The sequence below is a fragment of the Streptomyces sp. NPDC059816 genome, from assembly GCF_042732055.1.
Taxonomy (GTDB): Bacteria; Actinomycetota; Actinomycetes; order Streptomycetales; family Streptomycetaceae; genus Streptomyces.
In genome coordinates this window covers 34,658-48,016 of sequence record NZ_JBHWIQ010000028.1, presented here as the reverse complement: position 1 = coordinate 48,016, position 13,359 = coordinate 34,658, and the positions used below count along the sequence as shown (strand labels likewise).

General features: G+C 72.5%; 10 protein-coding genes. 3 read left to right on the top strand and 7 right to left on the bottom strand.

What is annotated here, in order from left to right; translation table 11 throughout:
- The first annotated feature begins 53 nt into the window (after positions 1–53).
- The 3 genes from ACFV88_RS29600 (at position 54) to ACFV88_RS29590 (ending at position 5,513) form a co-directional block, all read left to right on the top strand.
- Entirely contained in the window at positions 54–1,517 is a 1,464-nt protein-coding gene (locus tag ACFV88_RS29600) for a PucR family transcriptional regulator ligand-binding domain-containing protein (protein ID WP_385495071.1), read from the top strand.
- Between the two features lie 141 nt (positions 1,518–1,658).
- Positions 1,659–4,499, top strand: a complete 2,841-nt coding sequence (locus ACFV88_RS29595) for an AAA family ATPase (protein WP_385495070.1) — start codon at positions 1,659–1,661, stop codon at positions 4,497–4,499.
- Positions 4,500–4,667: 168 nt separating this feature from the next.
- Positions 4,668–5,513 carry an SDR family NAD(P)-dependent oxidoreductase gene (locus tag ACFV88_RS29590; protein ID WP_385495069.1) on the top strand — a complete coding sequence of 282 codons (846 nt, stop codon included), beginning with the start codon at positions 4,668–4,670 and terminating at the stop codon, positions 5,511–5,513.
- A 91-nt stretch (positions 5,514–5,604) separates the two neighbouring features.
- On the opposite strand, the gene ACFV88_RS29585 is transcribed toward ACFV88_RS29590, so the two are convergent.
- Genes ACFV88_RS29585 through ACFV88_RS29555 form a run of 7 tightly spaced genes read right to left on the bottom strand, consistent with a single transcriptional unit; the run spans position 5,605 to position 13,356 of the window.
- Positions 5,605–7,470, bottom strand: coding sequence for an MOSC domain-containing protein (locus tag ACFV88_RS29585; protein ID WP_385495068.1), 1,866 nt, complete (start codon positions 7,468–7,470; stop codon positions 5,605–5,607).
- Entirely contained in the window at positions 7,467–8,609 is a 1,143-nt protein-coding gene (locus tag ACFV88_RS29580; RefSeq protein ID WP_385495067.1) for a C45 family autoproteolytic acyltransferase/hydolase, read from the bottom strand. The genes ACFV88_RS29585 and ACFV88_RS29580 overlap by 4 nt, the downstream gene beginning before the upstream one ends.
- Positions 8,606–9,652 carry a P1 family peptidase gene (locus ACFV88_RS29575; RefSeq protein ID WP_385495065.1) on the bottom strand — a complete coding sequence of 349 codons (1,047 nt, stop codon included), beginning with the start codon at positions 9,650–9,652 and terminating at the stop codon, positions 8,606–8,608. The genes ACFV88_RS29580 and ACFV88_RS29575 overlap by 4 nt, the downstream gene beginning before the upstream one ends.
- A complete protein-coding gene (locus ACFV88_RS29570; RefSeq protein WP_385495064.1) occupies positions 9,649–10,425 on the bottom strand; it encodes an ABC transporter ATP-binding protein in 777 nt (258 codons plus the stop codon). Before ACFV88_RS29570 ends, ACFV88_RS29575 begins: the two co-directional genes overlap by 4 nt.
- Positions 10,422–11,447: an ABC transporter ATP-binding protein gene (locus ACFV88_RS29565; RefSeq protein ID WP_385495063.1), complete on the bottom strand. Its 1,026-nt coding sequence runs from the start codon at positions 11,445–11,447 to the stop codon at positions 10,422–10,424. The genes ACFV88_RS29570 and ACFV88_RS29565 overlap by 4 nt, the downstream gene beginning before the upstream one ends.
- Positions 11,444–12,394: an ABC transporter permease gene (locus ACFV88_RS29560; protein ID WP_385495061.1), complete on the bottom strand. Its 951-nt coding sequence runs from the start codon at positions 12,392–12,394 to the stop codon at positions 11,444–11,446. Before ACFV88_RS29560 ends, ACFV88_RS29565 begins: the two co-directional genes overlap by 4 nt.
- Complete coding sequence (locus ACFV88_RS29555) at positions 12,391–13,356, bottom strand: ABC transporter permease (RefSeq protein ID WP_385495060.1); 966 nt, start codon at positions 13,354–13,356, stop codon at positions 12,391–12,393. The genes ACFV88_RS29560 and ACFV88_RS29555 overlap by 4 nt, the downstream gene beginning before the upstream one ends.
- Positions 13,357–13,359: the final 3 nt, after the last annotated feature.

Sequence of the window (13,359 nt, the reverse complement as noted above, 5' to 3'; positions counted from 1 at the left end):
ACAATGGTCGGACCCTGTGCGAACCGCACGTCTTTCGACACCGGGAGGGCCCCGTGCCGACGCTCGACGACCTCGTACGGCTGCTGGGCGCCGACCTCGAACCGGTCACCCCTGCGGCTCCGCCCCCGCTGGACATCACCGGCGTCCACGTGAGCGAGCTGACCGACCCGACGCCCTACCTCACCGGCGGGGAACTCCTGCTCACCACCGGTATGGGCCTCACCAACCAGACGGCGCAGGCCCGTGCGTACACCGCACGGCTGGTGGCCCGCGGCGTCGCCGCGCTCGGCATCGGTCTCGGGCCCGTGCACGGCGGTGTCCCCCAGACCCTCGTCCGGGCGTGCGAGGCGGTCGGGCTCCCGCTGTGCGCCGTCCCCGCGCCCACTCCCTTCCTCACCATCGCGCGTACCTACTGGTCGCTGACCGCCGCCGCCGGACAGGAGGAGCTGACCGCTGCCCTCGGCGCCCACCGCGAACTCATCCGCTCAGCGGCCGGGCCGGACCCCGTCCGCGCCGTGGTGCGCACCCTGGCCGCCGCCGTGGAGGGCTGGGCCGCCCAGCTCACCCCGCAGGGCGAGGTGACGGCGGTCTGGCCGCGCGAGTACCGTTCGAGCGCCCGGCGGATCGCGGCGGAGGTCGCTCGGCTACGCGTGGCGGGCCCGCACTCCTCCGCGACGTTCCCGCTGGGGAACGACGACGTCGTGCTCCATCCACTGACCGGCCGCGGACCGCTGAGCGGCTTCGTCGCCACCGGCTGCCCCCGTCCGATGAAGGCCCCCGACCGGCAGCTCGTCCTGACCGCGTGCGCGCTGCTCGCCCTCCAGGGCGAGCAGCGGCGGCGGGGTGTCGCGGCGGCACGCACCGCTCGGGCCTGTGTGGCCCGGCTGGTGCTGAGCGGTCACCTCGACGCCGCCCGGTCCCTGGGCGCCGACCTCGGTCTGCCGGCGATCGCCCCCCGGGTCCGGCTGTTCGCCGTGGCGGGGCTGACCGAGGGTGCCGACGACGTGCTGGACGCACTGGAACCGGCGGTCGGCCCGGGCCGCCCGCTGCTGGCCGTCGCCGAACCGGACGCGGTCTGGGCCCTGGCCGAACCCCACGACACGGAGGCGGTACGGATCGTGCTGGAGCGGTTGACGGCGGAACGGTTCCCTGGTGCCCGAGCCGTTCTCGGCGCCCCGGCTTCCGTGGCGGAACTGCACCGGCAGCTCCCGGCGCTCAGCCGTACCCTGGCCACGGTCCCGCCGGGCGTCCTGCGCGATCTGGCCACTACCGGAACGCCCACGGCCGCTTCGCTGGACCCGATCCTCAGCTACCGGCGTGCCGATCTGGTCGGTGCCGTCGCCGCCTATCTGCGGCACCGGGGCCACTGGGAGCGTGCCGCAGCCGACCTCGGAGTCCACCGCAACACCCTGCGGCACCGCATCGCGACCGCCACCCGGCTGATGGGTGCGGACCTCGACGACCCGGACACGGCGAGCCGGACCTGGCTGCGTCTGCGGGAGAACGGCCTGGCCTGACCGGCGCTGTTACGATCCGGTGATCGATGTGCGCGGGGGTAGGCGGTCGTCGGAACCCGGCGCGGGGGCAGGCGGAACCCGAGGTGCCCGCCCGGCCCCCACCGCTGTCGGTGGACGTCAGGCGGACGGGGGCCGGGACCGATGGATCTGAGCCGACGTGGTCGTGAGGCCGAGGCCGAGGTGCTGCGGGGGATGCTCGCGAGAACGGCCCTGGGCCGGGGCGGAAGCGCACTCATCAGCGGCCCGGTGGGATGCGGGAAGAGCGAATTGCTCCACGCCTTCGCCGAAGGAGCCGCGGACGGCGGCGCCGTGGTGCTCAGCGCGGCGTGCTCCGAGACCGAGGGGTCGACGCCCTTCAGCACCATCGCCCAGGCGTTCCACCAAGCGCCGCTCCGGCCGGAGCAGTTACGGGGCCTGCACGAGACCGCCCCGGACCAGGACTGCTTGAGCTTCCTGACCCACGGCACCGGGGATCCGACGGAGCGGGTGGAGCGGCTCTACCCACCGGTCGTGCACCAGCTGTGGCAGGCCCTGCTCGACCTCAGCGCCCGACAGCCCGTCGTGATCGTCATCGATGACGTCGACCGTGCCGACGAGTTCTCGCTGCGCGGGCTGGCGTTCATCGCGCGGCGGATCCGGTCGGCGCGCGTCATGGTCGTCGTCGCCGCCCAGACCGGGACGCGGCGGACCAGCGGGTTCCTCCAGAGCGAGGTGCTGCGACAGCCCTCGTGGCAGCAGATCAGGCTCGCGCCGATGTCCGTCGAAGGCGTGGCGCAGATGCTGACGCACAGGTTCGGCGACGACACGGGGGCGCACGCCTGGTACGACGTCAGTCGGGGCAACCCCCTCCTCCTCAAGGCCCTCCTGGAGGACTACCCAACGGCGGCGGGCACCGCGGAGCGGAGTAGGGAGCCGATCGTCGGGCAGTCGTTCGCCGAGGCGATGTCGGCGTGCCTGCACCGCTGCGGCCCCGAGTTGGCGGAGGTCGCGGTGACCACGGCGGTGCTGGGCGAGAACGTGACGGTCGAGTTGGTCGCGGACCTGATGGGCACGGTGCCCGAGGCCGTCCTCCCGTGGATCCGCGCCCTCGACTCGGCGGGGGTGCTGGCCGACGGACGGTTCACCCATGCGGCCGGGCGGGCGGCCGTGCTCGCCCCGCTCACCCGGGAGAGGTCCGCGCGCCTGCACCGGCGTGCCGCGGAGCGGTTGTACTACGCGGGTGCCGCACCGGCCGTGGTGGCCGACGCCCTGCTGGCGGCGGACGAGGACGACCTGCCCCCGTGGAGCTGCGTCCTGTTGCGGGAGGCGGGGACCCAGGCCGTGCGGGACGGCGAGATCGACCGGGTCGTGGAGTGCCTCGAACTGGCCTACCGCATCGCGACCGAGCCGCAGGACCGGGTGTCCGCGCTCAACCTGCTGTTCTCCGCCCACTGGCGGCTCCGGCCGGGCGGGTGCGGACGCCACGTCGACCGGTTGCTCGACGCCGTCCGTGAGGGCTGCTTCGCCGGCGACGTCTCCCCGGTCGTCTCCTACCTGTTGTGGCACGAACGGTTCGCCGACGCCGAGATGCTGCTGACCCGGGTGGCCGCCCCGGATCGTGAACTCCCCCTGCGCACCCGGGTGGAGTTGAGGCTGCTCCGGCTGAGCTTGGCGTACCGGGCCCCCGGGCTGCTCGGCCGGCTGGCGCCCGAGGTGCTCGACGTCCTCGACGCGGACCTCGACACGAACGGGCCGGGGTGTGCGATCAGCATGTCGCCGCAGCTCCAGGCGATCCGTGCGCTGGAAGTGGTGCTGGGGGGCGGCGACCCGGACGAGGCCACCGCGCATGCCGAGCACGTGTTGCAGAACTGCGGCCTCGATGACAGCACCGCGGACGTGCTGTTCACCATGTTGTCGGTGCTGGTGGACATGGATCGTTCGACAGCCGCGTTGCCGTGGTGCGAAGCGCTGCTGGCCGAGGCGGAGCGCCGCAACGCCCCGGCGTGGTCCGCCGTGCTGCTGGACGTCCGAGCGGCAGTAGCGCTGCGGACGGCCGACTTTCCGGCCGCGGACGCGTACGCACAACGTGCTCTGACGAGGTTGGCGATCGAGAACCGGGGCCCGTTCCTGACGGGGCCGTTGGCGACGCAGTTGCACGCGCGCACGGCGATGGGGCAGCACGACCAGGTGGCGGATCTGCTCATGCAGCCGGTGCCCGAGGTCAGCTTCCAGACGACGTCCGGGCTCCGGTACTGGCACGCGAAGGGCCTGTACTACGTGACGACGAACCGGTTGCCTTCCGCGATCACCACCCTCCGGGCGTGCGGCGAGCTTTCGGTGGCATGGCAGATCGACCTTCCGGCGGTGCTGCCGTGGCGCACGGGAATGGCGCACGCCATGCTGCACGCCGGCCACACCGACCGGGCCAGGGTCCTGATGCGCGAACAGCTCGGCCGGTCGCACCGCAACCACGCCCGGGTGCGCGGGGTGTCCCTGCAGATCCTGGCGCACACCGCCGAGTTGAGCGAACGGCCCCGACTACTCAAGGAGGCCATCGAGCAGTTGCAGAGTTGCCCAGGGGTACTCGAACAGGCCCACGTACTGTCCGACTTGAGCAAGGTGCTGCACCGGCTGGGCGATGGGGAACGGGCGCGGATCACCGGGCGCCGTGCCCGGCTGTTGGCCGACAGGTGCCACGCGACACTGGTCGACGACCGTGGGACGGTCCACGGGGCCGGGGGTGCGCGGAACGGGCCGTCCGGCGACGCGGGCGACGATTCCGCTTCCGTGCTCAGTGAGGCCGAGCACCGGGTGGCGACACTGGCCTCACGGGGGGACAAGAACCTGGAGATCGCCCGCAAGCTGTCGATCACGGTGAGCACGGTGGAACAACACCTGACCAGGGTGTACCGAAAGCTCCAGGTGCAGCGCCGTGCGGATCTCCCCGACGTGTTGGAGACGCTCGCCGTGGAGAACAGGGTGAGCTCGGTCGGCTCGTTCTGATCCGACGGAAAGGCCAGGCGAACCCCTCACTCAGGTCGAAGAAACCCCTATCGATCGGGCTGCATTAGGGGTCTGATGAGGGGGTTGACGTTCCGTTTGCGCCCTTCAATCGACGCTAGGGTTCGACCTCTTGAATTGTTGTTCGAGGGTTTCTTGGGAGTCCATTTAATGCAGCGGAATGATTCTTCCCGAACCGTCGTGGTGGCGGGCGGGACCGACGGAATGGGGCGGGCCACCGCGGTGGCCCGAATCGAGCGCGGCGACACCGTCGTGGTGGTCGGCCGCAACGCCGAGAAGGGTGCCAGACTCACGGAACTCGCGGAACGGCTGGGGGCGACGGACCGCTTCGCGTTCGTCCAGGCCGACCTGAGTTCGATCGCGGCGGTGCGCAAGGTGATCCGGTACGTCAGTGAAGCGCACCCCGTCGTCGACGCCCTGGTGCTCACGGCGAACCGTCAGAACCTCAAGCGCGCGGAGTCCGCCGAGGGCATCGAGTCCACCCTCTCCCTGTACTACCTGAGCCGCTATCTGCTCGGCCACGGGTTCGCCGAGCAGTTCGATGCCGCGGCGGACCCGGTGATCATCAACGTGGCCGGTCCCGGCATCAAGGCGGGTTCGGTCGCGTGGGACGACCTCCAGCTCCGCGGCAGGTACACCACCATGCGCGCCCAGCTCCAGGCGGGGCGGGCCAACGACCTCCTCGCGGTGGCGTTCGCGGAGAACCCTTCGAGCAGGGCCAAGTACGTGCTCTACCACCCGGGTTTCACCCGGACCGATGCGATCAACCAGTTCAACCAGCCCCTGCGCGCGCTCGTGAAGGCGTACGCCAAGGTGGGTGCCAAGTCGGTCGCCGACTCGGCCGCGCCGATGATCAGGTGGATCGAGAACCCGCCGGCCGAGCGCCTCACCGTGGATGACCGCGGCAAGCCGGTGGACCTCAACCTCAAGACGTTCGACCAGGGCGACGCGTCCCGACTCGTCGGGGTCACCGAGGAACTCCTCAAGGGTCGGTGAGTGCCCGTCACATCCCCAGTGGACCCCGCACGCTCCGTCGCACCCCGCGCGTACGGGCGATGCGGTAGGGCGCGGGCCGCACACGGCCCGGTCAGGCGTCCACCGTGAGCGGGCCCGTGGGGACCGCGCAGCAGAGCAGAGCGTGGCCAGGGGGGACCGGCAGTCCCGGGGTGATCAGATGGGCACGATCGCCGTCGACGGGTTGCAGGCAGGTGCCGCAGGCTCCGGCCCGGCAGGCGGAGGGCAGGCGGATTCCGACGGACTCCCCCAGGTCCAGCAGGGTGCCGTCGTCGGCCGTCCAGGTCGATTCCACCCCGCTCGCCGCGAAGCGGACGGTGAACGGCCCAGGCTCCGGGGGCGGTTGGTCGGTCAGCGGTAGGTCCACCGGTGAGAAGAAGTGCTCGTCGGTGATGGCTCCGGCCGCGAGCCCCGCGGCGAGCAGTCCCGCGCGGGCCGCCTCCACGAACGCGGCGGGTCCGCACAGGTACGCCTCCCCGTCGGGGTCGGCGGCGAGTTCCGCGTAGTCGGCCTCGGTGGGGCGGCCGTGCCGGGCGTCCGGCGGCACCGGGCCGTGGGCGGTGACGTGGAGCCGTCCGGTGCCCCGGGTCAATCCGCCGAGGAGGACGCGCACGTCCGCCCACAGGGGTGTGTCATCGGCCGTACGGACCACGTTGAGGACGGTGACCGGACGGTCGGGAGCGGTCTGCGCCAGCCAGCGCAGGATCGACGGCACGGGGGTCACGCCCACGCCCGCCACCCCGAGGAACAGCGGTCTGGACGGGTCCGTCGACACCAGCGGGGAGCCGTACGGTCCGGAGATCCGCAGGGCTGCGCCGACCCGGAGGGTGTGGACGAGCGGGGAGATGCGGCCGTCGGGCACGCGCTTCACGCTGATCGCGGGGGCGCCCGGGTCGGTGCCGGTGAGGGTGTAGCTGCGCCAGGCCGGGCCCCGTTCGTCCGCGAGGTGGATGCGCAGGTGCTGGCCGGGGGCGGCGCCCAGACCGGCGGGGTCGTGCAGCCGCACGGTGGTGACCGTCGGGCTTTCCGGCCGCAGCTCGGTCACGGTGGCGTAGCGGGGCCAGTCGGGTTGGGCGGCCGGCAGGGTACCGGGGTCGGCGGGGGCGTCGAGCACGGTGAGGACGTCGTCCTCGGCGACCGGGCCGCCCTTGACGACCCGCGCGTAGACCCCGCAGTACAGGTGTCCGAACCGGGAGGCGAGCAGCACCGGAACGTTGAGGTCCCGTAGGCCGGTGTCCGGGTTGACGGTGGTGGCACGGCAGCGGTCGGTCGCCTGGGTGATCTCCAGTTCCGCTCCGCCGAGGGCGACGCGTCGTCCCACGAGGGCGAACTCCCTCCAGGACCCGAGCCCTTCGAGGTAGAGGTTGGCTCGGAACCTGCGGTGGTCGACCGGGACACCGGCTGATGCGCTGAGGGCACGGACGGTGTCCAGGTTGATGATCGAGATCGCCGCTGACGGCCAGTCCCACAGGGAGACTCCCGGGGCGTCGGTGGCGACCGGACCGTTCGGGCCGTCCGGGAACCAGGTGCGCAGGGTCGCGTCGGCCCGCTCGATGTCGTCGGGCCGGGGTAGCCCGTCGTGGAGCCGGAGGGTGATGCCGTCACCGGAGGGTGCGGTGATGCGCAGGACGGAGGTGCCCTCGGCGTCTTCGGCGTCTTCAGTGAGGGTCAGGGCGTAGCGGGCGAGGGAGGCGTTCTTGAGGAGGCGGAGGAAGGCGGTGCTGTCGGTCCAGCCGGCGTGTCTGCGTACCGCGAGGGTGCCGTTGCGCAGGCCGACCACGCGGTCCAGGGGCAGCCCCTGCCCCGGGGTGAGGAGCACCCGGGGCAGGGGACGGCCGGCCATGGCCTTCACGGGGTAGCGGACGATGCCGGCCAGGCGTGCCGTGAGTCCCCGGTACGGGGCGGGTGGGCCCGGTGGCGGTGTCGGGGGTGCGGTCACAGGTGGATCCAGGTGTCGGGTGTCGCGGTGCAGGGTCCGCCGGGGTGGAGCCGCAGACGGGCGGACGCGACGTCGATGCTGACCGTGAGCAGGGTGCGCCACTGGAGCTGGAAGGGCAGACCGTCCTGTGGGTGGCAGCACACGGGGGCGCCGTCGCTGTCGTGGGCCCTCAGGAGGTCCACCCAGCGTTGCGGGTCGGGATCGGCCAGGAGGGTGCGATGGGCGTGCAGATGGGCGTAGCGGGCGTGGGTGCTGGCGCCGGGCGGGGTGTTCTCTCCGAGGGCCAGGGCGGGGTCGAGGAAGTGGTTGGTGTGGAGGAGGTAGCCGTCGGCGTCCGGGCGGACGACGGCGACGCCGGCCGGGCAGACCTCGATGCTCGCTGCGTCGGCGTGCCGCCCGTCGTAGGTGACGACGGTGAGCACGGTCGATGCGGTGACCCGTGCGGAGCGGGCGATGTCGACGGCCTCGGCGACGGTGGTCGCCCGCTCCAGGATCCGGCGGGCGATCACATGGACGGGGACGCCGATTCCGTCGCCGTCCTCGCGGTGGCTGAGGATGTTGAAGTGGACGCCCAGTCCCGCGTCGTTGACACCGATCTTGGCGAGTGCGCCGGCCTCGGTGAAGGTCCGCACGGTGGGGCCCGGTTCGCCGGGGCGGTGCCGGGTGAGGGTCCGGGCGAACGCCAACTCGTCGTGCCAGTCCCAGGTCTGGATGGTGTGCGGGGCTCCCGGACCGCCGGTGTGGACGGCGGTGGAACACTCTCCTTCGGCGGTCGCACCGACCGTGGCGAGGATTTCGGTGCGGGCGTTGAGCATGGCCAGTTCCCACAGCGGCAGCTCCGCGCCCGCGGCGGTCGCGGCGAGTTCGGCGTGCAGTTCGGGGGCCCAGCGGGCGATCTCCTCGCTGGCTTGTTCGCCGTGCGGTCGCAGGTCGTGCGGGGCGACTTGGACGGCGGTGAACAGTTCCCGGTAGGCGGTGGCGGCGGCGCGGATGCGGTGCCCGTGCGTCCGGCCGAGGGTGCGGCCCCGGCGGACGGGGTCCGGGTCGTCGGAGTGGAACGTCGGCAGGGTCGCTACGGAGGCGGGCCGGTCGGGGCCGGGCGGGGGGCCGCCGGTGGGAGGGACTGCGGCACGGGTCATCGGACGCTGCTCAGGATCGCGTCCCACATGACCTCGGAGGCGACCGCTCCCAGGGCGACGGAGGTCATCGTGTCCTGCCCGGTGCGCAGGGGGTTGCGCGGGAGGTCGACCTCGTCGGTGGTGAGCGTGAAGAGGGTGTCTCCGTCCAGGTTGGTGTGGAACGGCTGGATGCCGCGGTGCATGGAGCTGTGGACCTGACGGCCGAAGTAGGCGAGTTCGCGGTCGTCGAGACGGACGTTGGTGACGATGACGGAGATCGTGGTGTTGCCCGGCATGGTGGTGGGGGCACGGGTCGGGTCCTTCGCGAACGCCTCCGCGTAGTCGAGTTGCGGCAGGGTCCGGGTGCCGGTCGCGGCGTCGTAGTTGCCGCGGAGCACGGTGCCGTCGCGGTCGACGATGACTCCCACCGCGTTGATCACGGTCGCGGCGAGGATGCGGATGTCCCCGATCTGACGGAACGCCGCGCCCTGGCCGGCGAATTCGGTACGGGCGTACTCGACCTTCCCGACGGAGGCACTGGCCCCCGCCCCGCAGCGGCCGACGGGGAACTCGCCGTGGCGGGCGGCGCGCATCGCGGCCCGGCCCAGGGCGGCGTCCGGGGTGACGGCGTTGTCGCGGGCGCTGTAGTCGTAGATGATCGCCCCGGCCACGCACTTAAGCTGGTCCCAGTTGACGTCGTTGCCGACCCGGGTGAGGAGTTCGCCCGCGACTCCGGGGGCGGCGCCGAGGCCGTACAGGGAGCCGCCGGCCAGGCAGACGGCGTGGGCGAACGAGTCGGCGCCGTAGGTGAGGCCGATGGCGCCGCCGCGGGCGTCGATGGACATCCGGGCACCGGCCGGGACGTGGACGACGGTGACCCCGGTGGGGCCTTCGCTGTACTCGGCGGTGCCGACCTCGACGCCGGGGAAGTCGTAGGTCACCGTGCGCTCGCCGCGGCTGGGGCGCGGCACGGGGTTGACGTCGTCGTTGCCCTGGCAGGGGCCGAAGGCGGGGACGCCCGTCAGGTGGTGCTCGGGCTCGGGGGTGTGGGTCGCGGCGTTCACAGGTTCTCCAGGAGGGTGCGGGAGTAGGGGTGTTCGGGCGTGTTCCAGAAGCGGGCGGTGTCCGCGAGTTCGACGATCCGGCCGCTGTGCATCACGGCGATGCGGTCGGCTGCGTAGCGGACGGCTGCGAGGTCGTGGGAGATGAACAGGGCTCCGAAGCCGTGTTCGTGTTGGAGGTCGCGGATCAGGTTGAGGGTCTGGGCCTGCACGGACACGTCGAGGGCGCTGACGGCCTCGTCGAAGACGATGAACCGGGGCCGGGTGATCAGTGACCGGGCGATGGCGACCCGTTGGCGTTGGCCGCCGGACAGTTCGTGGGGGAGGCGGTCGGCGAACCGTTCGGGGAGGCCAACCTGGTCGAGGAGGCCGGCCACGGCACGGTGGTGCGAGCGCAGTCGGGTGCGGGTGGCCGCTGCGAGGGGTTCGGCGACGCTGTCGCGGACGGTGAGCCGGGGGTTGAGGGACCAGTGCGGGTTCTGGAGTACGGCTTGGATGGGTCCGGCCCGGCCCCGGCGGCCGTGGGGCGCGCCGAGGAACCTGACGGTTCCGGAGGTGGGGCGCAGCAGTCCCAGCGCGATCGCACCGGTGGTGGACTTGCCGGAGCCGGACTCCCCGACCAGTCCCAGGGTCTGTCCAGCGGCGATCGTGAAGCCGACCCGGTCCATCGCGGTGACCGGGGTGCCGCCGCGGTGGCGGGCGGCGAAGACGACACAGACGGCGTCGAGTTCGAGGACGGGGCCGTCCGGTTCGAGGGGCGGGGGCGTGTCGTTCACGGGGCCGTCTCCAGGTCCTCGGACGGGTGGGCGGCCGGGGTCCGGTCCTCGTCGAGGACGTGGTGGCACAGGAGCGTGCGGTCGCCGCGGGTGACCGGCGCGGGCCGTTCGACGCGGCACCGGTCGGTGGCCGACGGGCAGCGCGGGGCGAAGGCGCAGCCGGTGGCCGCGCCGGAGAGTACGGGCGGGGCTCCGATGATGGACCGCAGTCGGTCGCCGTCGACGGCGCGTGCCGGGTCGGCGGCGGCGAGCGCGGCGGTGTAGGGGTGGCGGGGCGCGCCGAGCACGTCCGTGGTGGGGCCGTCCTCGACGATGCGGCCGCCGTACATGACGGCGATCCGGCCGCACCAGCGGGCGACGCCGCCGAGGTCGTGGCTGAGCCAGACGAGGGTGGTGCCGTGTGCGTCGGCGAGGGTGAACAGCAGGCGCAGTACGTCCTGGCGGACCTGCGCGTCGAGTGCGGCGGTGGGTTCGTCGGCGATGAGCACGGCCGGGTTGCGTGCCATGGCCATGGCGATGATGACGCGTTGGGCCATGCCGCCGGAGATCTCGTGGGGGTAGAGCGTCAGGACGCGTTCGGGGTCCTTGATGCGTACTTGTTCCAGCCGTCGGACGAGGTCGGCGCGGTTCTTGCGGTCGGCGCGCGGCGCCCGGTGGCGGCCGTCGCTGCGCAGGGCGAGGGCGAGTTGGCGTCCGATGCGCAGGGTCGGGTCCAGTGCGCCGACGGGGTCCTGGGGGATGAAGCCGAGGCGTTCGCGGCGGAGTCGGGCGAGCCGGTCGCGCGGCAGGTCGAGTACGGACCGGCCGTCCACGAGGACCCTGCCGCGGGGGAGTTGCGTCGTGGTGGGCAACAGTGCGCCGATCAGGAGCCCGAGGGTCGACTTCCCGGACCCGGACTCGCCGACGATCCCGACGTGTCCCCCGGGTTCGACCGCGAGGCTCACGCCGTCCAGGGCCCGTACGGTGCGCCGGGGGGTCCGGTACTCGGCGATGACGTCGTCGATCAGGACGATGGGGGTCATATCAGCGCCCTCGTTTCTCTGGGTTCGAAGTGGTCGCGCAGGCTGTCCCCGATGAGGTTGATGGAGACGATGGCGGCGACCAGGACCGTGCCGGGGGCGATGATCAGCCAGGGGGCGTTGACCAGGTAGAGGCTGCCTTCCTGGATGAGGAGTCCGAGGGAGGCGTCGGGCAGTTGGACCCCGTAGCCGAGGAAGCCGAGGCCGCCCTCGACGAGGATGCCGATCGACAGGGCGTAGGTGCCCTGGACGGCGATGGTGCCGGACACGTTGGTGAGGATGTGGCGGCGCATGAGGGTGAGCGGGGGCACGCCGCTGATGCGGGCCGCGACGACGAAGTCCCGGCGGGCGACGGCCCGGGCGGCGGTGGCGACCATGCGGGTCATGAGCGGGACGGTGACCAGGACGGTGCTGGCGAGGGCTGCGGACCGGCCGGGGCCGAGCACCGCCGAGACGAGGACGGCGAGCACGATGGACGGGAAGGCGTACAGGACGTCGGAGAGTCGGGAGACGGTTTCCGCGGTCCGTCCGCCCCGGTAGCCGGCGAGGATGCCGAGTGCGGTGCTGATGGTCGCCGCGGTGAGCACGGCGAGCGAGGACAGCAGCAGGGTCGTTCCGATGCCCTGGAGGAGTCGCGGGAGCAGGGAACGGCCGAGGTTGTCCGTGCCGAGGGGCGCTTCGGCGCCGGGCGGGGTGAGTCGCCGTCCGACGGTGCTCCCGGGGTCGCCGCCGAGGCCGAACAGATGGCTCAGCAGGGTCGCGACGACCAGGAGGAGCAGCGTCCACAGGGCCACGCGGAACAGTCCGTCGAAGGAGCGCGGGGCGAACACCGAGCGCAGTCGGCTGAGGATTCGCCGGGCAGGGGGTGCCGGGGCGCTCTCGACGGTCGGGCCGGGGGGCGGGTGTACGGAGGCGGTGGGCTCGTGGCCCTGCCCGGTGGTGGCGCTCATATGGCGGTGCTCCCGGCCTGGTTGCTGATCCGCGGGTCGATGACTCCGCAGACGATGTCGACGAGGACGTTGACGACGATGAACACGGTCGCCGCGAGCAGCACCCCCGCCTGCACGATCGCGTAGTCGCGACGGTCGAGGCCGTCCACGAGGAACGAGCCGAGTCCCGGGGTGTTGAAGAGCCGCTCCACGATGACGGCGCCGCCCAGGAGGTAGGCGGTGAGCGTGGCGAGCAGGGTGAGGACGGGGATGGAGGCGTTGCGCAGCACGTGGTGGCGCACGATGTGGGCGGTCGACTCGCCCCGGGCGATCGCGGCGGCGATGTGCGGCTCGACGAGTACCCCGAGGACGCTGTCCCGCGTGGTGCGGGCGACGGCCGCCGTGCAGAACACGGCGAGCACCGCGGCGGGCAGCACCAGGGACAGCACGGATCGTAGGGGGCCCTGGTCCCAGGGGACGTAGGCTCCGACGGTCAGACCGAGTCCGTACCGGGTGAACACGAAGACCACGACGCTGCCGAGGACGAACTCGGGCAGGCTCAGTCCGAGGCTGCCCAGGAGCCGGCCCGTCCGTCCGCCGCCCGAGCCGCGGATTCCGGTGAGGACGCCGAGCGGGACGCCGATGAGGACGGTCACGCACAGGGCGAGGGCGGTGAGGGTGAGGGTCGCGGGGAGCCGTTCGGCGAACTCCGAGGCCACCGGGGTCTGGCTCGCCATCGAGATCCCGAAGTCGCCCCGCACTGCGTGGAGCAACCAGTGCACGTACTGCTCGGGGAGGGAGCCGTCGAGGCCGTACCGTTCGGCTGCGGCGTCCTTCTCGGCCCTGCTGGCCAGCGGGCCGAGCACCAGGTCGGAGTAGCGGCCGGGCATCGCGCGGACCGCCCCGAAGATCAGGATGGAGACACCGGTGAGGGTGAGGGCGGCGACGCCGATGCGTCCCAGGGCCCAGCGGAAGTAGGTCATGAC

Bases quoted from the DNA above. Each gene is read 5' to 3' on its own strand.
- ACFV88_RS29595 (WP_385495070.1), top strand. From the start codon at position 1,659: ATGGATCTGAGCCGACGTGGTCGTGAGGCCGAGGCCGAGGTGCTGCGG.
- ACFV88_RS29590 (WP_385495069.1), top strand. From the start codon at position 4,668: ATGCAGCGGAATGATTCTTCCCGAACCGTCGTGGTGGCGGGCGGGACC.
- ACFV88_RS29580 (WP_385495067.1), bottom strand. From the start codon at position 8,609: ATGACCCGTGCCGCAGTCCCTCCCACCGGCGGCCCCCCGCCCGGCCCC.
- ACFV88_RS29565 (WP_385495063.1), bottom strand. From the start codon at position 11,447: ATGACCCCCATCGTCCTGATCGACGACGTCATCGCCGAGTACCGGACC.
- ACFV88_RS29560 (WP_385495061.1), bottom strand. From the start codon at position 12,394: ATGAGCGCCACCACCGGGCAGGGCCACGAGCCCACCGCCTCCGTACAC.
- ACFV88_RS29555 (WP_385495060.1), bottom strand. From the start codon at position 13,356: ATGACCTACTTCCGCTGGGCCCTGGGACGCATCGGCGTCGCCGCCCTC.